Origin of the sequence: Pontibacter beigongshangensis (assembly GCF_014332515.1) — a bacterium.
GTDB classification, from domain to species: Bacteria; Bacteroidota; Bacteroidia; order Cytophagales; family Hymenobacteraceae; genus Pontibacter; species Pontibacter beigongshangensis.
Genome location: NZ_VFSD01000013.1, coordinates 1 through 26,169 on the forward strand (window position 1 = coordinate 1; position 26,169 = coordinate 26,169).

The 26,169-nt window shown below is 42.9% G+C and carries 16 protein-coding genes; 1 reads left to right on the forward strand and 15 read right to left on the reverse strand.

Features of this window, described 5'->3' with window-relative positions; all coding sequences use genetic code 11:
• Positions 1-281 precede the first annotated feature (281 nt).
• The 13 genes from FJM74_RS11610 to FJM74_RS11670 all read right to left on the reverse strand — a co-directional run bounded on the left by FJM74_RS11610 (position 282) and on the right by FJM74_RS11670 (position 21,816).
• Entirely contained in the window at positions 282-4,487 is a 4,206-nt protein-coding gene (locus FJM74_RS11610; RefSeq protein WP_187262777.1) for a malectin domain-containing carbohydrate-binding protein, read from the reverse strand.
• A gap of 1,109 nt (positions 4,488-5,596) precedes the next feature.
• A complete protein-coding gene (locus FJM74_RS11615) occupies positions 5,597-7,210 on the reverse strand; it encodes a hypothetical protein (protein WP_187262778.1) in 1,614 nt (537 codons plus the stop codon).
• A 50-nt stretch (positions 7,211-7,260) separates the two neighbouring features.
• Complete coding sequence (locus FJM74_RS11620; protein WP_187262779.1) at positions 7,261-8,628, reverse strand: exopolysaccharide biosynthesis polyprenyl glycosylphosphotransferase; 1,368 nt, start codon at positions 8,626-8,628, stop codon at positions 7,261-7,263.
• A 579-nt stretch (positions 8,629-9,207) separates the two neighbouring features.
• A complete protein-coding gene (locus FJM74_RS11625) occupies positions 9,208-10,131 on the reverse strand; it encodes a glycosyltransferase family 2 protein (RefSeq protein WP_187262780.1) in 924 nt (307 codons plus the stop codon).
• Between the two features lie 288 nt (positions 10,132-10,419).
• Entirely contained in the window at positions 10,420-11,877 is a 1,458-nt protein-coding gene (locus FJM74_RS11630) for a lipopolysaccharide biosynthesis protein (RefSeq protein ID WP_187262781.1), read from the reverse strand.
• Between the two features lie 148 nt (positions 11,878-12,025).
• A complete protein-coding gene (wecB, locus tag FJM74_RS11635; RefSeq protein ID WP_187262782.1) occupies positions 12,026-13,144 on the reverse strand; it encodes a non-hydrolyzing UDP-N-acetylglucosamine 2-epimerase in 1,119 nt (372 codons plus the stop codon).
• Positions 13,145-13,327: 183 nt separating this feature from the next.
• Positions 13,328-14,071 (reverse strand): WecB/TagA/CpsF family glycosyltransferase, encoded by a 744-nt coding sequence (locus tag FJM74_RS11640; protein ID WP_187262783.1) that lies wholly within the window; start codon positions 14,069-14,071, stop codon positions 13,328-13,330.
• Positions 14,072-14,240: 169 nt separating this feature from the next.
• Positions 14,241-15,113: a glycosyltransferase family 2 protein gene (locus FJM74_RS11645; protein ID WP_187262784.1), complete on the reverse strand. Its 873-nt coding sequence runs from the start codon at positions 15,111-15,113 to the stop codon at positions 14,241-14,243.
• A 198-nt stretch (positions 15,114-15,311) separates the two neighbouring features.
• Positions 15,312-16,667 (reverse strand): hypothetical protein, encoded by a 1,356-nt coding sequence (locus tag FJM74_RS11650; protein WP_187262785.1) that lies wholly within the window; start codon positions 16,665-16,667, stop codon positions 15,312-15,314.
• A gap of 37 nt (positions 16,668-16,704) precedes the next feature.
• Positions 16,705-17,814 carry a glycosyltransferase gene (locus FJM74_RS11655; protein WP_187262786.1) on the reverse strand — a complete coding sequence of 370 codons (1,110 nt, stop codon included), beginning with the start codon at positions 17,812-17,814 and terminating at the stop codon, positions 16,705-16,707.
• A 133-nt stretch (positions 17,815-17,947) separates the two neighbouring features.
• Positions 17,948-18,454: a transcription termination/antitermination protein NusG gene (gene nusG / locus FJM74_RS11660; RefSeq protein WP_187262787.1), complete on the reverse strand. Its 507-nt coding sequence runs from the start codon at positions 18,452-18,454 to the stop codon at positions 17,948-17,950.
• A 225-nt stretch (positions 18,455-18,679) separates the two neighbouring features.
• Entirely contained in the window at positions 18,680-21,016 is a 2,337-nt protein-coding gene (locus FJM74_RS11665; protein ID WP_187262788.1) for a GumC family protein, read from the reverse strand.
• Between the two features lie 11 nt (positions 21,017-21,027).
• A complete protein-coding gene (locus tag FJM74_RS11670) occupies positions 21,028-21,816 on the reverse strand; it encodes a polysaccharide biosynthesis/export family protein (RefSeq protein WP_241739093.1) in 789 nt (262 codons plus the stop codon).
• A gap of 1,041 nt (positions 21,817-22,857) precedes the next feature.
• Between FJM74_RS11670 and FJM74_RS11675 the strand changes: the two genes are divergently transcribed.
• On the forward strand, positions 22,858-23,061 hold the full coding sequence (locus FJM74_RS11675) for a hypothetical protein (RefSeq protein ID WP_187262789.1): 204 nt from the start codon (positions 22,858-22,860) through the stop codon (positions 23,059-23,061).
• Here FJM74_RS11675 and FJM74_RS11680 read toward each other — a convergent pair.
• Together FJM74_RS11680 and FJM74_RS11685 are read right to left on the reverse strand one after the other, a co-directional pair.
• The gene (locus FJM74_RS11680; RefSeq protein WP_187262790.1) at positions 23,058-24,152 is read right to left on the reverse strand and encodes a glycosyltransferase; all 1,095 of its coding nucleotides are present in this window, start codon (positions 24,150-24,152) and stop codon (positions 23,058-23,060) included. The two genes, FJM74_RS11675 and FJM74_RS11680, sit on opposite strands and share 4 nt — an antisense overlap.
• A 613-nt stretch (positions 24,153-24,765) precedes the next feature.
• The gene (locus FJM74_RS11685) at positions 24,766-25,620 is read right to left on the reverse strand and encodes an ABC transporter permease (protein ID WP_187262791.1); all 855 of its coding nucleotides are present in this window, start codon (positions 25,618-25,620) and stop codon (positions 24,766-24,768) included.
• Positions 25,621-26,169 lie beyond the last annotated feature (549 nt).

A 26,169-nucleotide genomic window follows, 5' to 3' on the forward strand; every position in this document is an offset into this window, starting at 1 on the left:
CCCTGCGCCGGGGCTAAAGCCGAGAAGCTGCAAACCAGTACAACAACCAAAATTGCCCGCCATAACCAGCCTGCTGGAGCGGGTTGTTCAAGCGTGAAATTAGAGCTTTTTCTCATAGTGCCTAATATTTTATCGACCTGTAAAACGGGGATTAACGGTTATACCAATACCTGATAAAAGTTTGAGAAAGTGGTGATGCCAAAAGACAGTGTTGCTGTAGAATAATTATATACTATTTTGAAGGGAAACCTGCAGCCCCCCTTCAAAATAGTATAAGAGTTTTATTCTATGAGCAGCCTTGTCCGCACCTCACCAGATGCCGCCTGTGCCTTAATAATATACAGGCCCCTGCTTAAGCGCTTGCTTACAGCTATGTCTGTGCTGGCAGTTCCCAACTCATCAACAATTACCTCAAGGGATTCCACTGCACGACCGGTTACATCGTAAATTTTGATGTCAACTTTCTCCTGCTGCCCGAAGCCTTCCAATGCCATCTGCATTCTGTCGCCGGAGTTCGGGTTCGGGTACACCTGCAGCTTCAGGCCTTCTGGGGCGATCTGCAAAGACTCGGTTGAGGATGACGGAGAGACTATGCCGGAAGTTGCTCTGAAAATCTCAAGGCCGGCTATAGCAAGGCGGTTAGCCGTAGGGTTAAACTTGATGTTGAGTGTACCATCGCTCACGCTGATATCGAAATCCTTTACCAGTGCAGTTCTGTAGCCTACCTCGCTGTAAATATCTAAGGCGGTCAGCTTCTTAGTGTTCTCCATGGTGATGTCGAAAACTCTGGCCCCTGTTGCGGAGAAGAAATTCTCTACAAAGTGCATGCGCACCATGTAGTTGCCATTGGGTACTGGAATTGCATAGCGTGTTTCTGCCAGATCAGTGGAGGCTGATAGATACGACTGATACAGGACATCCTCGTCTGTGGCGGCAATGGGGCCTGCCACCACCTGTTTGTCAAGTTTTATGGAGCCTGACCGGTAGCTCATGTCTGCCTCCCAGGCTTTGCCCGCTATTGTTATGCCTGCATCGGCTGCCCCTTTTACTCGTTTTACAATGCTAATGGTTGAGGATCCATTATTGGCGATACCATAAAGCGGAACACGAAGTGGGGACGCTGCACTGCTGTAATGGACCAGTAAAGCTGCGTTTTTAATGCCGAGGCTGGTTGGCCTGAAGCTGACTGAGGTATTGGCAGAACTCTGGGGGCCTAATGTTGTAGTAGAAGGCATGGTTGCAGAAAACTCGCTGCTGTTAGGGCCTATCAACTCTACGCTTGTTATAGTAATAGAAGGATCGCTACTGCCATCAGCATAGGTTCTGCCAAGATTTTTCAGATTTACTGATAAGTTTTTACTGCTTCCGGCCAGCACGGCCCCAAATTCAACCGCTGAAGGGGTTGCATCCAGTTCAGAATAATGCACAGCGCCTCCTTCTGGTCTTAAATTACTTACATAATAGATGTTATCCTGATAATCGTAATTTACAAATGGGGATGTCAGATAATCCATGCCCATCAGGTATGCATTCGGGATGATATTGCCGTTAACGTCTTTAGCCTTCCAGATGCGGATACCAATTTTACCTTCAAAGTTTCTGGCCCTGTCGGTAAAAGATTGCTGAATACTAAGGCCGAAGGCTCCAGATGGTGCAAATGAACCATCTGCAGGCACTGGGTTCGTGTTGCCCTTTCTCGGTAAAAGCGTCTGACCGTCCAATCCAATATGCGTAAATATGGAGGTGTTAGTGCCGCTTCCTTTATTATGCCACTTGATCGTTTCTGATTGACTACAGCACCCGTGGTAGGCAGCTATCTGTATCACATATACCGGTTTAGACGGGTCAGCTCTTACAAAATAGGGGGATATAATTTCATCAGAGTTAGCAACTATTTTAGTCCCTCTGTTAGTAGAGCCGTCGTTGGCATTAAACCCTACGTTAGTTTTCAAACCATAGGCATTTATAATTTCTTTCGCCCAAGGCTCTGAACTTCCTTCTCCTTTTTTCTGCCACAGGCCAATTAGTTTTACACTCTTAAAGGGTGCCAAATCATCGTTTGAAGAAATATTGAGCGCGCCTTGAAGCACTGAAACCCTGGTGCCCTGGTCGGGAGCTATAAACTCAATTACCAGTTCTGCAGACGCCCTGGAGCTTATTGAGAGAGGCAGTGCTGATGTATTATAATTTCCACCATTCAGCATAGTTATTTTCCACGCTGTAGTATTGGTTAAGGCCAGATTATTAATAATAAGTATGCCCGTGCCTTTGTTGTGGATACGCAGCCTGACTTTATCATGGTTGGTATTATAGGGGGTATAGGTACCATCGTCATTTTGTCGCCTCCATGGTATTTCAATTCGCGAGAAGGTCAATATATCAGGAGCAAGGAATTTGTCCATGTTCTCCAATACCATATACGCGTCGCTCTGTGCCGCATTCGTAACACTGAAGCTAAAAACATCTGTAATAGTTTGGTTATTATTGCCATCCAGAGCTTTTGCCCTGATAGTATGGTTGCCTAAGGTAGTGACTTTAAATGGTGCAGTATAGTTAGTGTAAGGGCCATTATTAAGACTATACTGCACAGAGGCCAGGCCCGAGCCGCCAGCATCGGAGGCATTGACAGACACCTGCGCTTCATCTTTAAAAGTATTGGGAGATACCTGGGTGCCTGCAAAACTAACATTGACTACTGGTGGGGTAATATCGGCTCCTGGGGTTGTGGAGCTAATAATTACATAATTAAGCTTAGTGTTGGTGCCACCTGCCGCGTCTATGGTTAGCTTGCCATCCCTCACCTCCACAGGAACGGTAGCCGACTGAAATTTCTGTGAAGAGCTAGGCTTGAAATTGGAAATAGCCGAGACTCCCTCCACATTTATAGCATGGTTGCTGTCTGTATAGCTCGGATCGCCTACACTCACCGATACATTATAGGATCCATTGGGTAATACATACTCCCAGCTTCCCGGGGTAGGGGCTTGCATCTGGGCCAGTGTCCTCAGGCGGAACTCATCGGTAGTACTACGCACCCGCATACTGGAAGACAGGTCCTTAGGCTGTTTCGTGGAAGGGTCTACCCAGCCATAGCCCCGGCCAGTCTCGAATGGCTGTCCTGTATCTGCCAGGTATCCGGAGGGTGTATTGGTCGTGCCGGCCTGGAAGTTAACCTTGATTTCCTGTGCTGAGCCTGCTTCCGTTACTGTCAGGTTTATCTGCATTGTGGCAGGCTGGTAATTAGTAGCAGAGGCTGTAACGGTAGCCTGGTAAGTGCCTGCATTAATGTTGGAGTTAATATTAGAGGCTCCGAAGGTAAGTGTGCCAAGTGAGGCGGCTGGCAGCGTGAGCCAACTAGCACTTGATTTGCTCAAAGTTACCGAAGGAGCACCTGTACTGGCCGATAATACAATTGATTGTGAGCTTACTGAGCTTCCTTTAACTACATTAAAATTCAGAGTAGTTGGTGAAAAGGAGAGTGAATTGGAGGTGGTAGTTGCCTGCTTGACTGCCACAACATAATTTGTTTGTGTGCCAGCGGCCGGGCTGGCCAAGTTGCCTCCTAAGGTTACGGTTCCGGCCGGATAAGATTTGCTGTAAAGATCCAGTGTGCTGGTTCCCGGATCATTGATGTTTAACTTGTCGGAAAGCTTTTGCCAACTGCTTAACCAGGTGGGTATTGCAGTGGCACGTGGATCATAGCCAACATATACGGTGGCATTCTGGCTCAAACTGAAAGAAATCACAGAGGTGCTGGTGATCTTCTTGTCATCGTTTGGAGTTTGGATAAAGACTTCTCCGTTTAAGGAGGCGGGCACGCCGGTAAGCTGGTAGGTGCGGTCGGTATATAGGTTAGCACCTGCCACCAGGGTAGCCTGGGTGTAGCTCCTGCCGGTGGTAGAGGTGATATTGGTTATAAGACTGGTAGATGATTGTGTCGGCGCAAAGTTAGCGATAATGGTTTTACTGCTGTTCATGGTAACCGACAGCGGATTGCTAGTGCCGGAGGCATCGCCGCTCCAACCCGTGAATTGGTTGCCAGAGGTTGGCGTAGCCGTGAGGCTTACGCTTGTGCCGCTGGCATAGCTGGTCTGGTTCGGGTTCTTGGTTACGCTGCCGCTGCCGGAGGTGGAGACGGTGAGGCTGAACTGAGGCGTGCTTGTTCCTTCGCCTTTTACTACCACGAAGTAATTGTTCTCTGCTCCAACTGCCGTACCAGCCCAGTTCCCCCCCAGTCTTACAGTACCTGCCGCGTAGCTCTTGCTGTACAGGTCCATAGTACTGATTTTGGAATCATTAATCCCTAATTTATCTGTGAGCTTTTGCCAGGTGCTCAACCAGGAGGGTAGGGTGGTAGCCCGTGGATCGTAGGCCACATAAATGGTAGCAGTTTGGCTTATGTCAAAAGAAAGCGCCGTGGTGGTGGTGCTCTTTTTATCGTCGTTAGCGGTTTGTATCAGAGAGGAGCCCGTTAATACTGATGGCACACTCGTAACTTCGTAGGCTCGGTCTGTGTATGCTTTTGCTCCGACCGCCAAAACTGTCTGACTATAGACCTTCCCGGAACTGGCCGTAATGTTTGTTATTAATGCAGATGACTGCTTGCTGAAGGTCGCACTTTTTATAGAAGACGACTCTTCTGCGTTGTCAAAAGCATGGATATCCAAGCAAAATAAGATACTGATCAGTAATAAGGTTAAATACTTGATCCGTAATAAAAGGGAATGAGAGCTTGAAGTATATGTATTTTTCATTTTGCTTTTTTGTTTTATCAGTAATCTTATGATTTTCAGCAAGTTATGATCTAAGGGGTTGTCTAAAATTGACCAAAAAAACGACCTCTATGTTATATGACTTAAAAGTTATAATTTGATTTATGAGTGGACCTGAGGAAGTACTAACAGGTGTAGCTCTCTATGGTAGCACATGAGGAGTCAGAACTCCTTTATAAGAAATATGTCTTGTGGCTTCCTGTAACGAGCGGATAGCGATTAATAAGTTATACTTTAATGTGATTGAATCACAGAAGCCTTGTAATTGAGTTTTCAGCTTTTCTGTTAATGGGAGTCGAGGTGGTTACACAAGTTAGGGCAGTGTGATTAAGGGATTATACTATTACTAGCTTTTTAATCAGGCACTAATTTTCGATACCTGTCGTACATAGTTGCTCTATGAGTTTTATGATTTCTTAAATTTTATGTACGTAAAGTGCAATATTTTGCTCGCGTTTAATTTTAATTAATATGCTTTATAATTATAAAATTTGGCGAATGATATATTATTGGCAGTATACAGATGTTAACATATCGTATCAACGATAGCATGCTTATTTTTGATCATATTGAGGAGAAGGCTGGTTGAGAGCTTGGTCAGCAAGAGCAGCAGTAACTTTTGGAGGGCCTGATTTATTGAAATAATTCGGCAGGAAGTTGAGTTTGAATGTAGCAAGGCCAGGTTCTGGCTTCCCTTAGGACCTTAATGCTTTACTGAGGCTTGATTACACTTCCGGGTATTGCGGCTTAGCTCCTGTCTGTGGGATTTTTAAAATCTTGAATTCCGGAAGGTCTGGACATATTCTATTGCGATATGTTAACAATCATTTTTGTCCTGCCCACTTTTCCAAATCATCATATAATACCCCATTTCTTTGGCTTGTTGTTGTAATACTATAGAGCGCCTCCTGTCCGAGCCGGTTTTGTAACTGCGCCAGATACAGGCTTCTTGGGGTAACCTGCTGCCCTAAGAGTTCCTGATAGCCATCTCCAGATAAGTTTCTGGCCATTCCGCCCACCTGCCAGTTTATACTCCCAGGCGGGTTCTCAATAGTCATGCCTTTTCCTGAAGTACTGATACAATTCCAGAACATGGTTTGGGCCCCTGCCCAACCATGGCCTGTTCCACTGCTTTTTCTGTTTATCACACGGATATCCCGCCCTTGTATATTGTCAAACAGAGTGCCGGTAGCCCACCTGTGATGTGGCCCTATGTCAGACTTAGCTTCTGTTGCATAGCAGTCTAGGAACACATTTGGGCCTGTAACTTTCGGGCCCGTAACATAATCATGCCGCCCGCCCCGGGTATAGCAGCGCTGAATCAGGTTAAAGCTGCCGGACTGTATATTAAAGGAGTACTTTCTCATGCCTATTGTTCTGGCTTTAGGATCCAGCATGGCGCAGTCCTCCACTGTGTTAAAAGCCGAGCCTTTATCTATGGTAACTGCCGAGAAACCAAAATGTTGAACCGAAACCTTTTTTACCCAACAGTTTTCAGCCATTTGCAAGATTATCCCGCACCAGCCATGTTCTTCATCTTCCTCGTGCTTGTAGCTGGAAACAACCCTTAAATTTTCTATGCCAGATTGCTTCGTCCTTCTGTTGCTTTTTACTTTATATACTTGCCCACCCCCGTCCCTTACTTTAACCGGATCCACAACAGGTATATTAATGCTTACTTGGTTTCCTTTAATAGCAGTAATAACACGTTCGTGCGAGATCATATATGATGCTGGAGTCCATCCGTACTGTTCCATGCCCAGGCCTCTTACCCATGCCACATCAGGCGTTTTCTGGATAATGATGGTGTCTCCTGGCTGGTAACCAACCGCAGATGCAACAGTAAAGCTATCGCTTCCGGTGGGAACGTAATCAGAAGTGATGCGGGTAGCAGCAGACTTTATGACAAAAGCTTCTTTTGATCGTTTGCCTATTGTTATGAAGGTGTGTTTTGCCTGCCTGGTAGCTTTTAAAATGGTTCCCCGCTCGTCCTGCCCTTCACCTGCTAAGACTACCCCACTGGCAAAAATTTTAATGTTGCCCTCTATAGGATAAGTGCCCGCTTTTAAAAGAATCTTTCCTCTAAAGCCGTTGCGGTCAGCAGGCATGCTGCTGACTTTATCGATGGCATCCTGTAGGTGGCTCCTGTTGTCGCCGCGTAAGGGACTCAGGGTTATTTTAACTGCTATGTCAGGCAACCTGACCCCTCCACCCATATACCCCGCATAAGAAAAATCGGGCAGTCTGTTTATTTTCTCTTCTTCTCCCTCATTAGCATATAAGCCATAAGTCAGGCGGCCTTCCGCAGTCAGCTTTACAAGCCTTGACTGTTGAGAAACCGTCTCGGTATGGTATTTAGGTGCTTCTTTCTGCTGATTAAGTGCCAGCAGAAAAAACAGAGATGCCGGAATTAGAATATTTGTAAATAATTTTGCCATCAAATGAGTTTCCTGAAATTCTTTAGTGCTTTAGCTGGTCGGCATCTAGCTTAAAAGGCATTCTTATGTACCTTTCTGCTGAAAATAGTCAAAAAGATGATTTTAAGATCGAGCGCCAGCGACCAGTGCTCCATATACCAGATGTCATGACTTGTTCGCTGGCTCTTTTGCTCTTTTGTTTCCAAGGGGCCTCTCCAGCCGTTTACTTGCGCCCAACCCGTAATACCTGGTTTATAATAATGCCTGATCATGTATTTGTCCTCGCTTTCCTGAAGCTGCTGGTTCAGAAAACATCTGTGAGGTCTGGGCCCTACCACACTCATATTTCCTAAGAACACATTAATAAACTGTGGCAGCTCGTCCAGGCTGTATTTCCGCATGAATTTGCCAATTTTGGTAATTCTGGGATCATTTAGTGTAGTAGAAAGTATTCCTCTTGCAGCATCCTCATTCTCGCGCATGCTTCTGAATTTATACACCTTAAATGGTTTGCCGCCTTTTCCTATCCTGACAGGGCAATAAATTACTGGCCCGGGAGAGTCGAGTTTGATCAAGATAGCAAGAACAAGAAACAGCGGCAGCAACATTAGCAAGGCCACGAAAGAAAAGATTTTGTCGAAGGCACTTTTTGCTAACGATGAATTTGTTTCATCTAACGGAAGCTGGCGCACATGTACGGCTTCGATATGGCCATAGCGTTTGGTTTTGTAATGCTCCCCAAATAAGTGCTGATAATCAGGGATATATTTCACCCTTACACCAAAATAATCGGCGGTAGCCAGTATGTTCCGAACCTTTTTTGCTGATTTTACAGGAAAGGCGATTACAATCTCATCTACAGGGTTGTCTCTCAGGAACTGATGGATGCTGTTTAGCTCTCCTACTATCTGATCTTTCTTTACATGGCACTCTTCCCCGGAACATTTAATATATCCTTTTATTTCATGGCCCATAAACTCCTTCTCGATATTTGCGGCCAGCCGACCTACACCAGCAACCAGTATGTATTTCTTCTTATCATCGGCACTACTTATCTGGTTAATTATTTTAATCACCAAAAAATTAACGGGTATGCCAAAAACTGGAAATCCTAAGACAAAGCCTACTATCAGATCTTTGTCTGGCACTAACTCCGGATAAAGAAAGTATAGTAGCGAAGACAGGCCTATAAGCAGGATATATCCTTTAAAAAAGTTAGTTAGTTGCAAGCCTATGCTTCTGTTCTGCTTTTGGCTATATAGCTTTTTCCAAAACCCGATCAGGAGCCATGCCATTAAAAATCCGGAAAATAAAATCCAGTCAGTTTCTTTTCGGATGTTACTTATAACCAGAAAGAACAGGAAACTAACTACAAGTACAAGGGATACTATTTCTCCTCCCAGGTGTATTACCGATAATTTTGGCCTCGACTTAATCATAACTAAATAAGTATGAGAATTTTTTATTAACCGTAGCGACAATTGTTACAACTTACCGGCAACTAGTGCATCGGCAAATCAGAAATGATGGCAGGCAGGCTTTCTGGCAGCTTTAAAAGCATTAACCTTTTCTAAGAATTAAATTGGAAGGGTGCTAAGTGCTTCAAGCAAAATCTGCCGTATGTGGGCCGGATCAGCAGCAGGAGGAGGGGCAGAGATCTCCGGAGGGCTGTTTTGATTAGAATAATTCCTGCATACAGACTTCTGTCTTTTCTCAAACTGACCCGGCAACATTTGCTTGAATGAACTTAGTTTGCTTCCTGCTTTTTGATAATATGAAGTATATGAATCTGAGCTGATCAGTTTTTTTAGGTTAGCGCTGTAGGCTGCAGGTTAACGATTGTTGCTGTTTTATATGATAATTCATTGCCCCACTGTAGTTTATGTTCAATATGGCATTGGGCAAAGAGGGGCAGTTTCAAATTATTCTAATGAAATTGTCCCTCCGGAGATTATTTTACTATTGCTGCTGCAACCGCATTAGTATTTTGTGCTCCGGATAACGCCAGCAACTGCCCTTCATTCGGGGTGTTTAATGTAGTTAAAGCTTAATAGCTTCTTAACGTGTAATTTTAAGGCTAAATAGTAGAAAGACATGCTGGTGTTCATCTTAAACAATAAGTCATAGTCTATGCTTTTGCCCTCGTTTATTCTTTCTCTCAGGATGGTATAAATCCGCCTGTTCTGGAAATAGCGAATTGCCTTAATTAATTGTTTGTCATTAGTGTTCAGTAAAACTTTCATGACAAAATCAGAAAATGAAAAAGCGATATTTTTTTCTGCAGAATTTGTCACCATGTTTACTGAGTCAAGGTAGTAGTATGTCATGGGCCTGGTGATTCTGAGGTTTTTTTTGCTATGCCACAGGCACCTGATCCAGGTATCCATGTCGCCCCCTCTTTGGAACCCATGCTCTGGAAAGCCTCCAGCTTTCATGATCAGCTCTTTCTTTAAAGAGATGCCGCCTGTCCACATTGGCTGAGGTGGATTGAAGAAGTCAGTCATGGTAAAGCTCCTTATGGGTTCATGCTTATACTTTTTTGAGTATGCATCAACCACCTTCACTCCTTTCTTTATGTTTGTCCATCCCCAGCACAGAATCTCCACATCAGCAACATGACGAATAATTTCAGCCAATGTCTCCAGAACATTTGGCTCCCACTCGTCATCTGCGTCAAGAAAGCAAATCCGTTCCTGGGCAGCATGCGCTATGCCGAGGTTACGGGCAGCATAGCCTCCTGGTCCGGGCACGTTTCGTTTCAGCAGTTTTATTCTGGGGTCCTTAAACTGCAGGAGCTTTTCAGAAGATCCGTCTGTGGAGGCATCATCTACCAGTATTAATTCAAAATCAGGATAAGTTTGATTCAGGACTGACAGGATTGACCTATCAAGATGTGGTAACTTGTTGTGAACAGGTATTATAACCGAAAATTTCTGATTCATAATCATAAAGTTTATGGTACTAAGTGTTCGGTAGTTTTCTTGGACCTGGAATGTGAGCGGCTCGCCAATGACAGCTGCAGGGCAGGCCATGGGTAGCAAAAAGCAAAAGATGATTATTGGTTAATCAACTCAACACTATTCCTTCTGCCAGTAAATTTCCTGGCTGCCTATTTCATTGCGAGGCACCTGTACAACCCAGGCTTAATTGCGCTTATATTTTTTCATTTTGAGGCCTGTAGTGAGGTATGGTTACCTTTTCTTTTGTAAACGGATAGAAAATGCAAACTATTAGCTTACTGCCTTCTTTTTGGATAACCGCATTAAGCCTCTTAGCTGTTGTGTCAGTTCGGCTCTCATCATAAGCCAGATAACAAGGCTGTAGCTAAGAGCCAAGGCCATTGCACATATGAAATAATGCATGCCCGTTGTATACAGCAGGTAAGTAACCATAAATGCTACAAGACTTGCTATCAGGGGGGGGCTTATGGCTGTGAGAAGTTCTGTCAGCGATACATTCAGGAATTTCTTCAGGTAATACTGGGCAATGGCCACTTCCATTACCTTGTTTATTACGTAGGCCCAGGCAGCCCCTACAATGCCGAAATAAATAACACCGATGGCAATAGTTGGCACATACAGCACAGACTTTATTAACTGCATGCGCATTTCCACTCTTGCTTTACCCAAGCCTCGTATTAGTACTGCATGGCTGTTTACCAGCAAGTGGATCATAACTGACAGGGCCAGGATTTTCAGGGGCAAGATGGCACCCACCCATTTTACGCCAAAGAACCCTAGAATAAAAGGCTCTCCCAGCACAATCAGGAAGGTCATGATCGGATACAGACAAATACTGTTATACTTTACGACTTTAAAATAGATAAGCTTTAGTAGATCCGGCTCATCCTGCTTCTTGCCATATACCGGGTACATCACCTTGTTGATCATTTTCGTTAGCTGGTACCTGAAGGTGTCTGTCAGCACAAATGCGAGTGTATACACACCAAGGGCTGAGGCGCTCAACAGCTTTCCGATAAGCAGGTAATCGAGGTTGAGCATAAGCACTGAAAAAAAGTTGGTGCCAGTTGTATAAATACCAAAGCCGAAGACATCTTTAAAGGCTTGCTTATCCCACTGAAACTTTGGCAGCCATCGGGTGGCCTTAAAATACAGCGGCATGGCTATAACAATTGTCGCCACCGTATGAAATACTAGGGCCCAAACACCTGCCCCCATATAAGCCAGCCCCACCGAGAGGATGCCCGAAAGTATGGAAGAGGAATTGTCTATCAAGGCCAGTTTTTTGAAGCTCATTTGCTTGTTGAGCTGTGCCTTGTGAACAAGGTTAACCGGGCTGCAGAGCACTCCTATGCTTAATACCGGAATAATGGACCTGAGTATTGGCTCCTTATAAAAAACCGCCGCCATAGGGGCTACTATAAACAAGATCAGCAGGTAAACGCCTATTGCCCAGAGTACACCCGTCCAGAATGCCGTGTTGTAGTGTTCTTCCCGAAGGTTCTCCTCTTTTCGCTGCACAAGCGCAGCACCTATGCCCAAATCATTAAACACTTGCACAAAACTGGTGAACACAGTGGCCATACCAACTATGCCAAATTGTTCAGGAAACAGCAGCTTGGCCAGGATCAGCTTTATGACGAAAGAAAAAACCCTGCTTATGAGCAGCTGTAAAGAACTCCAGAATAATCCGCTGACTATTTTCCCTTTTAATTGCCGAAGTTCCATTTACCTGGTGTTGTATGTTAGAAATGTCGAAATGCTCGTGGCTGGTTGGAGTAACGACCTGCGGTAGCCTGCCATAAAGCTACGGTCTTTTGTTTACAGGACTATTGTTTAAAATTGACCTTATCCTGATAGGCAGTTTCTGAAAGAGTTACAAGTACGATAGCGACAGTTCTTTTTCGTAAATTTCAAGTAAGCTGGCAATAATTCTTTCTGCTGCTTTTCCGTCCCATAAGGGTGGGGCTATACCCTTCTTCCATTCGCCGTTCACCATCTTGTTTAAATAGAACTTAATCTTTTCAGGGTCTGTTCCGGCCAGTTCATTTGTGCCGATCGTAATAGTTTCCGGCCTTTCTGTATTGTTCCTGAGGGTAAGGCAGGGAACGCCCATTATGGTTGTTTCTTCTGTTATTCCGCCAGAATCTGTAATAACGCCTCTTGAATTTTTTACCAGATAGTTGAACTCCAGATAAGAGAGTGGCTCTGCAAAGCACAGGCGCGGGTCTTTTATGTGTAGCCCTTCCAGAAGTTTAGCTGTTCTCGGATGCACGGGAAAAATAATAGGGAAGTTTCCTGTTCCATCTAAAATAGCGTTCATGATCTCTATAAACTGGCTTTCCTGATCTACATTAGATGGCCGGTGTAAAGTCAGGACGAAATAGGAGTTAGCTTTTAGATCTACCCCATTTACACTGATTTCCGGATTTTTAAACCTGTCGTAGTTTGATAGCAAGGTGTCTATCATGGTATTCCCGACAAAATGAATTCTGTTAACGGGAACACCACTCCTGAGCAGGTTTTCGTTGGCGTGGCTGGAGGTTGTAAAAAAATGATCCGTGATGCTGTCTGTAACCATTCTGTTTATTTCTTCTGGCATAGTTAAATCTCCTGAACGAATTCCTGCCTCTACATGCACTACATCTATGTTCAGTTTTTTGGCTGTGATAGAGCAAGCCATTGTAGAGGTTACGTCTCCTACTACTAACACAACTTGGGGACGGTTTTCCAGAAGCTCTTTTTCAAACCTAACCATGATAGCAGCAGTCTGCTCTGCCTGAGTGCCTCCTCCTGCTTCCAGGTTGGTGTCTGGCTCCGGAATACCAAGCTCTTCAAAGAAGCTCCCAGACATTTTGTTGTCAAAGTGCTGCCCTGTGTGTACTAGTCTGAATGAGATTAGCTTATCGGTATGATTAGCCCTGGTAATAGCTTTGATGATAGGAGCAACTTTCATAAAGTTTGGGCGTGCTCCTGCAACGATCGTGATTTCCATAAAGCGCTGTTATTCTAATTCATGTAAGAGTAAGTTTTTTATATGCTGCAGCAGGAGCTCTGAGCCCTGCCGGAGGGCCATTTTCATTAGAATAATTGATCAGCAACTTTTGGGTGGTGCGGAACAAAATATCCTGGTGCCTGGATTTACTGGAACAGAGCTCTGACTTCGGTTTTAAAAGTCTCAGGCCTTTATGTGTAGAATTCTGTTTTTGAATATCTCTCTCAGAAGAGCGAACAGAAAGTACGTGTTGCAGACAGCGTATCGTTTTGCCAATCTTCGCGGGTCCTGTAGTGTTCTGATAAACCATCTTAAACCTAGCTTCTTGGAAAGCTGATCTAATTTTACATCGCCGACGAAGTACTCAAAGCTTCCGCCCACACCCATAATTACTTTTGCATGGAGCATGCTGCTATACTTCACTATAAACTCTTCTTTTCTGGGAGAACCGAAGGCCACAAAAAGGAAATCAGGTCGGAACGCAGCAATTTTTTCGATGACTTCCGCCTCATTTTCCTTGGCATAATACCCGTGCTGGAAGCAAACCTTATTTGTAAGCCCCGGATACTCACGGCCGATTTTATCTTTTACCTTGCCAAGTAAGGCCTCAGGAGATCCAAGGAAAAATATTCTGTGCCCTTCCTTATCCGACTCCTTTATTAGCTCAACCATTAGTTCTGCACCAGAAATAGAGGAGATCTTGTTGCCATGGACGAGGTACTCAGCAAACACGATAGACTGCCCGTCGGGAATGGTATATGTGCCTGCCTGAAACAGGTCCCGCAACTCCTTGTTTTTAGAGCCCTGGTGCAGTTTGAGCGTGTTCAGAGAAATAATAGTAGATGTCTGCCCTTCAGCAATTCTTTGTTTTAACTCTTCTATCAGGTGGTTTCTATTCTTCAGGTAAACGTTGTATCCGAATAGCATAATTTATTGAGCCAAGTGTGAAGAAAATAATACTAAAGCAAGCGATTAGGAAAACAGAGTTTGTCTGCTGGCTGCAGGATAGCTCTGTTACATGCAGTGGAGTGAAAAAAATTATAAGTATGTAAACGGGTCATGACTGGTTTACAGCACAACAAAGTGAACTCGTGTGTCAGGAGGTGTATTTAAAACCGCCAAAAAACCTCTGTTTTAGAAATTCCCTGATTATTTCCCCTTCTTCTTTGGTAACCAATGGCTTTGTAAGGAGCTTGAGTTTAAAGCCATAGAAAAGAAAGATAAAGGCTTCCTGAAACTTCTTCGCTTTAGTGAGTTTAGCCGCTTTGAGCAGAAACATGTAAACCGGGTAGTTCCTGTTCTGGTAACTGGCAGCTTCCCGCCTGACCCCGCTTTTTGCACCGCCTTCCACACTTCGAGTCTGGGTTGGGTAAAGGTGCCAGATAAGTTGCTCAAAAAATTTTTCGGTGATAAATCCGTGGTGCCTGGCCAGAACATCGTCTATGCCATCCCATCCTTTAAAGGGTTTGAGGCCTCCCATGGTTTCCAGGCACTGCTTTCTGTAGAATTTGTTAGGACCCTGGGTATGCCATTTATGTTTGGACTCTATTACTTTTTTGCCCTCTTTCAGAATATAGGTGGCCCCGCTTGCTATGCCTAAGGCTGGAAAACTTGAGAACTTATTTAAGATAAACTCCAGGTAATCTGTTCGCTCTATTATCAGGTCAGCGTCGAGCTTTAAAACAACGTCCCATTCTATTCCGAGTGCTTCTGCCTTTGATAGTCCGAAGTTGAAAACGTCAATCACGTTTTTACCCGTAGCTCTGGCCCCCTCATCAGCTTTTAAAAAGTAATGTATGTATGCTGTCTGCTGGCTGAAAGCCTTTACTATAGTGGGTGAAGTATCTGTTGACTGATCATCCACCAATATCCATCCCTCAGGTTTTAATGTCTGTTTACATATAGACTCAATCGTTTTAGCTATCGATCCTTCTTCATTCTTGAATGGAGTAATTATTAAAAGCCTCATGTTCCTGGTTAACTTAGAAGTCTGTGTAGTGCGAGGCAGTGAGGTGCTGAGCTATTAGAGGGAAACCCCATGCTCCTGCCTTTTAGTCTGGTTAGGATCTAATCGCAACCAGCTGCCAATTATTCAAATGAATATGGCCCTCCGGAGGCTTTTTGCTCTGCTGCTCCCCCTGATGTAGCTGGTAATGCGTAAAATACTTTAATGCACTTGCTCTAAGGGTGCGATAGCCGGTCTGTTGCGCTTAGCCTGCGCCTGGTTGTTGTCGGCCGCAGCTGCTTTCCGGTCAAAGCGGTCTTTGTGGTACAAGCCGATAATGTAACCAGCCAGCATTCCAAAGGGATACATAAACTGGACACGGAAAAGAACATCCACCCAAAAAAGGCCATAAATAAAAATGAAGATGGAGCCCAGAAAAATTCTCACGATTAGTAAATGATCTTTATTTTGATTTATAGTCTCTGTTTTCAATAAATGCATTGATATCCAGATCAGCTTTACCAGTACAGCGGTTAGGAATGTTATGCCTAGTAACCCCGTCTCCGCAATTAGGATATCAACGCTATGTCTGATTGTATAGAAATCAAAGAACTGTCCATCATGGCCTAACGGGCTTTTATTGGCATTCCCGATTCCCATTCCCAAAAGTAGTGTGTCATTCTGCAAGAGCAGGTTAAAGCTATGTACTACAGAGTCTATTCTTGATAACCGGCCGCTGCCTGACTCACTACTGGCGTAATCAATTAGGAAAGATGCTGTTAAGGTGTTGCCGTATCCAAGTATGATATAGATATAAGAAAAGCCAATTACCATCGCCGCTGCTAACACTCCCAATGCAAGAATGTTGGTAATGTTAAATTTGAATATGAAAGCCAGATAGCCTAAGGCAATAAGTATTACAATTAGCATACCCTTTGCCTCTGCCAGAATTGAAGGAACAAGCAACAGGAGAGAAAGAAGTAAGTATTTGATTTCCTTTTTTTCTACAAGCTTGATTAAGGCGTATAACAGGCCAAAACCTATCAGGAGTGACATCAGGTTAGAGGCAGTGCCTCCCATTGTACCTGAGATCATGTCAAACAATAGTTGCCTGTCTATCAGGATAGTAACTTTGGGGGCATTTAGATATTGGTAAATAGTAACAGGAATCTGGAGAACAATTAAAACTAATAACCAGTTAAACTCTCTTTTTATAGGCCAGTTTTTGTAGGCTAACAGATAACTTAAGAGAAAAAGCGGCAAAAATGAAAAATAATACCTTATGCCGGATATCCAAACAGATACCTCAGCCCCCATGGCTTTATTGATAACTAGTTGTAAAATGCAGAAAGCGGTAACTGCTGCCAGAGTAGATACTATAAACCTGACCTTACTATACAATACTAAGATCCTAATAAGAATTGCAACCTGGAGGAACTCAATTACAACAATAGAAAACTTAGGAAGTAGTCCCAGGTTCATGTCTACCTTACCCATGAAATTGTTGCCTTCCACTACCCAGTTTAAAACAATAGCAAGAAGTAAAATCAATACAGTATAATTTTTATAGAGTTTCATGTCCACTGATTGATTGAAAATATTTTATCTATAATAATTATTGAGTGGCGGTTAAATCTGAGAACAACTCGTCGTATTTAAGCATAATAGTGTCTACATGAAATTCTTTTGCTCTCCTTATTTGATCTTCTTTTACCAGCGGGTTCTCGAGTGCGTACATTATCTTGTTAGCCAGATCTTCTTCATCTCCTACTGAGGCCAAATAACCGAATTCACCTTCGTTGACAATTTCGGAAGGCCCGTAATCACATTTAGTTGTGACAACAGTAATGCCCGTGGCTAAGGCTTCGACTACAACCATCCCAAAGCCTTCATAGTCGGAAGAAAGAACAAATACATCGGATTTAGCTATCCATGCTATTGGGTTAAGCTGAAAACCCACTAAATCTATGCTATCCTGTAAGCCCAATTTGTCGATTTCCTCTTGCAGCATGCTTCTTAATGGACCTTCTCCAACTATCAACAACTTTACTTTCTTGAACTTCAGAACTCTGGCAACTGCATGGATTAATAGTTTTTGATTTTTTGCATTCGCCAATCTCGCAACATTTATTAGTACGGGCATCTCCTTCTTCAGAATCCATGGATGGTCAACTTCATCATGCATGTGCTGTGTGAGCTGATTTGTGTACGCAGGATTATAAATTGTCTTGATTTTGCTCTCAGGAATTAGTGCTAAAGATGATAAATTGGAGGAAAGTCCTTTCGAAACAGAAACGATACAGTCGGCATATCTATAAAATATCGGAATGCCAAAAAAGGAAAGTTTAGAGACGGTAACCTTGTGTCCATTCTTAAATAAGGATACAGTGTTATTGTTCTCTGAAATAACAATCTTTGTTTTCGTGCTAACTAAAAGCTTGAATATTACAGCAAGAATATTAAATGGAGGTGAGGCTGTAAATAGTATATCAAATTTTTCTTTTATTAAGATGTATTTAAAAGAATCAAATAATAAGGCTTTTTTGGTACTTCTAAAAGGAATTATTTTAATGTTTTGGTCAATAGTGTTTAAATATTCTCCTTCATTTTTCATAAGGATGATACTCACTTCATGTCCATTTCTGGAAAAGTACTCTGCGCAATTAATGATGACACGCTGGATGCCCCCCTGATCCAGCCTTCTGTAAAAGAACCCTATTTTCATGATTATTTAGATTGAGGAAAGTAAAAGTTAAACGCATTTTGCGATACCAGAAGAAGCATACGCTACGGCTTGTTCTTACCGGATAACTTATTAAAAGCGTAAAAGAGCGCTTTTTAGATAATTACTGAATTTTTTATGTAGGTGCCGACGTTACTTTTTCTACGCTTTCTCTCGCTACTTCTACATACATGACATACCCCAGCGATGGCAGCGAAACCACAATAAGGTTATTCTTCAGGGCTACAATAGTGCCTTCCTGATCTACAAGGGAACCATTCGTTATTTTTATTTTATCGTTTATCGCAACGTTGTTTTTTTCTACCTGCACGTTGCTATGGTTCTTAAGAAACTGTTTAATGGCAATAATCTCTTCATCTTTAATTATGGCAGGTTTTCCCAGCCAGGTAACTATGCTAATAATGCCATCTATACTTTTTAGCAGACTCAGTTGCTTATCTGTAATCCGGATAAATACATAGGAGGTAAAAAGCGGGAGATAAACCACTTTTTTTCTATCGCTCCACTGATGTTCTACTTTGTTTAGCGGGCAATAATTTTCTATGTCTCTAACGGAAAGTGTTTTAGCTACCTTTTTTTCCCAGCGAGGTTTTGTATAAACAGCATACCATCTTTGGCTCATACATTAAAGATTATGTATTATTTGGCATTCGGATACGGCTTCGCCTATCTCACTCACATACTGTAGGCGGGACATGAATTTTTGAAGGAAATCAGAGAGTACAACCTTCAAGGTGAAAGCAGTTGCTTTATCGGACCTTTGCCGGATGTAAGAGGAGTGGCCTTATCAATTGTATGTTATCTATTATTTTAATAGAAACAGTGGGAGATCGGTAATAAACTATTATTAATTTGCACTTAAGGACTTGTTGCTCATTCTGTAAGTTTTGTCTCCATACTTGTTCTCAAATCCGTAACCATAGCCATACCCGTATTTTCGATAGATAAAGCCTCTGGGTTTAATTCCATTAAAGACAATGGCTGCCTGGTGCAGCGATTGTAGTACATTGTTTTGGGCCAGGCGCTGCACGACACTTTTCGGAGTAAAGCCGTGCCGAATCACTAATAGCGAAACATCGCAGTACTCCGTAAGTAAATAAGCATCAGAAACAAGGTAAATTGGGGGAGTGTCTATAATAACATAATCAAATTCATGTTCCAGATAGGAGAACAGGTTCTCCAGTTTTCCATTAAGTAAGTCCTCTGTATGATCTCCTATGTTAGCTCCTGCGGATACTACTTTTAGATTACTAAAGGCCGTGTCGTGTATAATATCCTGTAGTTCTGCCGATCCCTTTATAAATTCTATTATACCCTGCTGTTTAAACACCTCAAATAACAGCGAGGTGTTCGGATTCCTTAAATCGAAATCAAGCAGGATAACCTTCTTCCCGGAAGCAGCCAGGCTCAGTGCCAGGTTTGCACTCACAAAGCTTTTCCCTTCGCCTGGTATACTGGAGGTAACCAGAATTTTCTTTTTGGTAAAGTTGCGCCCATACAGCCCCATGGTGGTTCTGAGTTGCCTGAATTGCTCCACAATAGAAGGTTCTGCCGAGGCTTTAAAAAACTCACCTTTCTTAAACTTTACTTCTGCAAGTTCAGCAACGATAGGGGCGCTTGTGCATTCGGTAATTTCAGACCTGAAAAGTACCTTGCTGTTGAGAAACTCTTTTCCTAGCACAAAACCTATGCTAAGGGTGCTTGCCAGGATAAAAGCCGTTAAGTATATGTACAAAGGGTTTGGGCTTACGGGCAATGAAGAAGACTGGGCCATATCTACAACTCTGCTTCCTCCTGCAGTAGGTGCATAGGCCAGTACCGTTTCTTCTCTTTTCTGCAGCAGGAAGCTATAAGTGTTGTTCTTGATAAGCTGTTGCCGGCTTATTTCCAGCAACTCACGTTCTTTCTGAGGAATAGACTGAATAGCTGAGTTGTATATCTTATTGGAGGAATTTAAGTTGCCTAGGCTTGTTTTCAGGTTAACACGCTGTGTTCGTATATTTTCTAAAATGCCGGGCCTTACTTTTCCTATTTCTTCTCTGAGCGCAATAAGAATGGGGTTGTTTTCTGCTGTCGTGTTTTTCAGCTTGTCGTACTGGATTTCCAGATCCTGCAGTTTCTGTAACAGCTGAGATAAAACAGGGTCGTTAATACCTAATGTAGAAGGGATGTTGCCTGATGTATTGTTTCTGGAGAGGACGAACTTTTCTATCTTATCCAGCACGGACAGGTGGTTGCTGATCTCAGCAATTTTCCGGTCATTTTCTCCCCGGGTGCTCAAAAACAATTTTCCCTGTTCACTCAGGTCAACTGCTCCTTTATTAGATTTATACTTTACGACCTCATTCTCCAACTCTTCTAATTCCTTCTCTACATCCTTTATCCTGCTTTCCACAAAGTCGAGGGTGTTAGATGCCAGCTCATTCCTGTCCTGAATTCCCATCTCATTATAAGAAAGTATCAGGTGGTTTAATATATCTTCACTTCTCTGTGGCACTTCATCCCTCAGCCTTAAATCAACAACGGTAGAGAGCTTTCCTGATGTTAATATGTTGATCCTGCCAACCAGTTGATCTGTGACATCTCTGGGGTTTTTCAGCAGAAAATAAAGCGGGTTCTCAACCGGAATTGCTAAGTTTTTATTTGCTGAAAATTCCAGGACTCCATAAGGGGTTTCTACCCACTCATCAAGCGGGTACTGTTGGTTATCAATCAGGACCCGCTTAGTCTCACTATTATAGGAAAAGTATACAGGTGGTGTGTCCTGGATGATTTCCGGGTTTTGATGCTTTATCTTTATCGGAGAGGACATATAAGCGCTGGTGGGCTTAAATTTGCCATCTTCATAAATTGACGCATAAAGTGCCAGTTGGTTTACAACCTGCTTCATTAACGTGCGCGACTGGATCACGTTAATTTCATTCTCAACCACCTTGTTGGTAATAAATGCATCAAACGACTCTACCATTTTTGAGTCACTAACTCCCTTGTTCTCATCTTTTATTAATAATGATGCTGATGCTTCGTATTCCGGGATCGCATAGTAGTTCAGGTAAGTCCATGCCCCTGCTACAGCCAGTGTTATAAGTATGCTGAATAATGGCCAGTAGGGAATAAACTTATAGACCAGTTCGGAGAAGAAGTTGTTTTCAGAATGCGGATTATCTGGAGTAGCCTTGATCATATCTTTAAAATTTACCTGCTCAACCGATCTATACTTACTACCACTAGTGTTAAACTGCTCAGCACAATAGGAAGCCACTGCCTGGCAGCGCTGGCACCTGCAATTTTCGTTTTATTAGGCTCAACATATATGATGTCGTTGGATTTCAGGTAGTAGTAGGGCGACGTAAACAGCTCATCAGATGTCAGATCGAGCCTTGTAAGCTTTTTTATTCCCCCCTCTTCCCTTATTAGCAGAATGTTGTTCCGGCTTGCGTAAATAGTTAAGTCGCCTGCCAGCCCAAGAGCTTCCAGCAGGGTTAATTTTTCGTTTGGAACGGTGAGCACCGAAGGGCGACCGACCTCACCCAGCACAGAGACCTTGTAGTTCAGGTACCGGACATCTATAATGGGGTCTAGCAATAGCTTCCTATCAACAATAGCCTCCTTTATGACATTCTGAAAAGCTTTTTTTGTAAGGCCTGCCGCTTTAATATTTCCCAGAAAAGGAAATTGGATATAGCCCTCAGGATCAACCAGATAGCCTGCAACCTGCGACATGGAGCTTGTGGCACTGGCATTCCGGATAACTGAAGTGCTTGATACATTGAATATCTCCGATGCGGCTGGGTTCAGACTATTAACGGATATGTTTAACAGATCGTTTGGTTGAATAACAGGCTCCAAAATTTCTGTATTGTCTGAATATTCCGAATCCCGGATATTGTTAAAATATATAGCATTTTTTGAACTGGTACAGGATGAAAAAATCAGAAAACCTAGTAGCCCATAGGCCATCGTAATCGAGTAAACATTTTTCATAATATAAATCAGAAAAAAAAGATATTAAATATGAATATAGCAAAATGATATGAATTTAACAAAAATAATTATGGAAATAATTAAATAAATGTTAATTGTACACTGGTTAAGCCAGTATGCGCACTAGTCATTAAAGCTAGGTTATAAGCGATTTGCGTTGACGGTTATCATTTTTTTGTTCAGGATTATTATAAACGTGCACTATAAACCTACTATCGGAACATATGCTTTCCTGGTATTCTCTAATCAGGATTACAAGAAAATTTGGTGTTCTGACTAAGCAAAGTTTATAAAAATATTGTAGGGAGGATATAGAAGACTAAGGAAAAGTAAATGCGAAAACTGACTATGAATTGCCAAGTTAAGGGTATTCCATAGTAGGGCTATCAGGTTTATTATTCTTTTCATAGTGGTGAGGTAGTAGTAAGAGCAATTTTTAAGATCGAGCAATCAATGTATAAACTCAACTTGCAAGACATTTCCACATGCCAGTAGAGCAGAGGAGTAGATAGAGTATTATTGATATAGAAGAATTATATCTAAGTATCTTATTAAACGAAAATGTTGGAAAAAGTTTCTGTGTGTATGTTATATTTGAGAAGAAATATTGTAAAATCATAAAACGTAGCTTGGGCCGCTGAGGCTTGTACTTTTTGTGAGCGCAAACTTGATGTGCGAACCTTTAATACACTCAAGATAAAGTAGATCAGCTGCTAAGGTCTTCTTCGGCAAAGGCTTGCGACAGAAACCTGCCACCTGCAGGTGTTTTTACTCGTGGATTCAGCGCGCTATGGCCGGGGAAACATTCCTGAAAGCCTTAGGCCGTGCATTATACAAAGTGCCAAATTAGCTGCAGACAGAGGATGTGACCGGGGTTAGATACCAGTAAACCACCTGTATAGGATGGTGCGCTATAAGGTTCTGCGAAATGAAAGCTGTGGAACGGCAGCAACCGGTTAATTCGCTTTCAGGCATACATAGTCCGATCAATTTAGTATGTAAGCAGGGAGCACTTAAAAATGGCTGTTAGCCAAACGGGCCATGGCGAACATCAAAGTAATTATTCCAATCAAAATGGCCCTCATGAGGTTTCTGCTGCTGCACCAAGTGCGGTCAAGTGAAAAGTGCGGGGGCGGCCTGAGAGGGTTAGATAGCCTGATTCTAAATTATTTCAATAAAAAAGGCCCTCCAGAGAAATTTTCTGCTGCTGCTGCTGCAGTTTTATGTGCCATAGGTTTAATCTAAAAATGCTCAGCTTGATCTGCTTTGTTTATATTGTGTGCTCTTATTGGGGCAGAGTCCCATTTATTCCTCTCTATTCTAAACAGGTTAAGTTCCGCCTGCTCAAATTTCAGGAGTTTAAAGAAATTCTCTTTCATGGCAGCATATCTTGTTAGGGTCATGATCTTTGATTTTAATGAGATCAGCTTCAACTTATTGACCTTGGCTTCCTCAGATGCTGCTGGTACTCTTATCTGTTCTAGGAGCAGGGGTGGTAATTTCCTGATATAGGAAAAAAATATTGCCAAAAATTTAAGGTTAAAGGATAACAGGCTTTCACTGCCGTTATTAACCCTTATCCGGTATGGAATTAATACCTCGAAGCTTTGCGCCCCGTCTCTGAAAAAGCGGATATGGTAATCCCAGCATACGCGCTCTTTGGGCATAAAGTGCTTAAACCTGAGGCTGTGGTCATACCAGATGTCGTATCCTGCCAGGGCTATGGCATAGCAAAGCTCATAGTCGCCGCCTGCACACAAGGTTTTGGCGAAGCGGTCTGTCAGCATAGATCTGAATCCGGATCTGATGAGGATGTTGTAAGCAGACTTGCGTATAACACAACCAGCTCCATACACCACATTGCGGGAAACTTTTCCGGACGCTGGTGCCTGAGGGCCGCTGGCAAATAAATTAAATTTAGCGGCCCAAGGGGGAGGGGCAGTCTCAAACACCAGTTCGCCGTAACCGCCCAGCACACCAATTAAAGGGTGTTGCAGCATCAGGTCATAGGCCCTGTTGATATAATCCGGTGCCAGCCAATTATCATCGTCGCAGAAGATGATGAACTCAAATTGAGATTTTTCGAGGGCAAGCTCCCGGGCATACGTCAGGCCTTGTTTGGGCTGATACAGTAGAGAGAAGGAAACTTGGCTTTGGGTTTTCTCCCATTCAGAGGCTGCAACTTCGGAGGTATTGTCTGTGGAGGCATTGTCTATGATAATGAATTCCCATGAAATCTCAGGACGTACACGTTGGCGCGCAATATGGTGTATTGTTTCAGGCAGGAGCGCTGCTCCGTTGTAGGTACAAATAACTACTGTTATACCAAGTTTCATAAGCTATGTATTCAATAAATTAGAGGTGCCCCTGTGTTCTCCTGTAATTAGTAGCCAGTTATTATAATAACGCCTTGTGCAGGCAGGAACTTTTCTTGTGCCTTTTCTGCCAAAATTGTCACCATAGGGGTATCTGCAGTTTATTGCCCCTTCTCCCGAGTGTGCTCTGCCTGCCAGGTTAGCAGCAGATTGTCTTTTTATGTGAGCCGTTAATATCGTGTACACGCGTTCACGTAAGTGCGCACGGACAAATAGAATTTCATGTACAGTTCGCAAATTAAAAAGCACGCTGGTCTACAAGTAACTGTTTAAGAAAGGCCCCGGGTGTTTTACTCTAAAAAACGGTTATTTGATAAAGCTATATATAAAGCTATGAGTTGAAAGCAGTAAAATTATAAACAATATAATAAATCTTTATATAGTTATGGGGTGTTCGATTAAAAATATAAAATTTAAACGCCGCAAAAGTAAATGTCCAGATGTTAAAAAACGGTGTACAAGCCACTTGCAAGGCTGCCACATAATGATGCTAAAATTTGGAAAGAGACTTTAGTCTGTAAAAAATAAGCAGACCATGGCTCTCAGAGACCTGGTCAGGTAGCGTAACTTTTAATTAAACTATATCTATGAGCTTATCGCCCTGTTTGTTGAAAAATAGGATAGCTCCTGCTAAAGTCAGTGATATCATGGCGAAGCTGTAGAGTAGTTGCGGAACTGTAACGAAGCCTTCTCCCAACAAGGACAACCGGAACAGTTCAAATAAGGAGGACAATGGATTTAGCTGAACGATCCAGCGCACCTTCTCCGAAACAAAACCCAAAGGATATATAACGGGTGTTACAAACATGAACATGCGTATGCCTAAGGCAACAATATTAACCAGGTCGCGGTACTTGGCGGTGAATACAGAGAAAAGCAGGCCAAGGCCTAAGCTAAAAGCGCCAACCCCTATTATAGCTACCGGAAAAGCCAATGACCAGATACTCAGCGACAAGGGCAAATCCAAAAAAATATAGTAGAAGGCTATTAGGGCCAGGAGCATTAACAGCTGTATCAGAAATCGTAAGAACTGTGTGCAGATAACAGAGGCGGGCATTATTATCCGCGGAAAATAAACTTTGCTGAAAATATTGGCATTGTCTTTAAAGGTGCCGGATGTGCCTGAAAAACTGTCATTAAAGAAGTTCCAGAGAATAATGCCAGCGGAATAAAATAAAACAGGGGGCAGCGAGCCCGTTGAAATACCTGCCAGTTTATTGAAAACGAAAAAATAGGTGGCCAGCGTAATAAGTGGTTGGATCAGTATCCATAAGGGCCCCAGGATTGTTTGCTGGTAATTCACGAGGAAATTGCGCCTGACCAATCCTGCCAATAGATACCGGTAGGACCAGAGCTCCCTTATGCCATGACTCCAGAAACTAGTTTTGCTGTTAATCTCCCAATCCCATTTAACGTTAATTACTGGCATAACACAAAAATTAATAACGGGGGCACTCTTTCGATACCATATTTATAGATATGATAAAGATAGGTTTTTTTTGGAATATTCTAGGCGTAATCAGGAGTATATTTTTCTGGCTTGCCACAAATTCTCTTTTAACTAGGAAATCGACCTGTTAATTGTGCTGGTGAGTAACTTACAGGCGGGGATTTAGTACAGCACATCCCCGCGTCTTCAGATAGCTTCCTGGTTCAGAATAGGTATCCCAACCTCATAGCGTGCTGCTCTATGGCCCGGCCATGGAAGTGAGTTCAGGCTAATTTGCAGCAACAGTTATAGCGGGTATTCTCTTTTAAATAAGCCGGGTTTGACGGCAACAGTGCCCTGGTGCTCCTCCAGTTTGACTGAAAGGTATACTGTTTGTAAGGCTGCCAGAAAGCCTCACTGCCACCATTTCTAATTTGGCGAACGTTACAGCTGAACTGCCGGTTTGTGAAGCAGCTGCGGATGTTCGTAACAGTAAAAGCTGGAGGCAGCCATGGCTGCCTCCAGCTTTATTAGTGAAAGAGCGAAAGT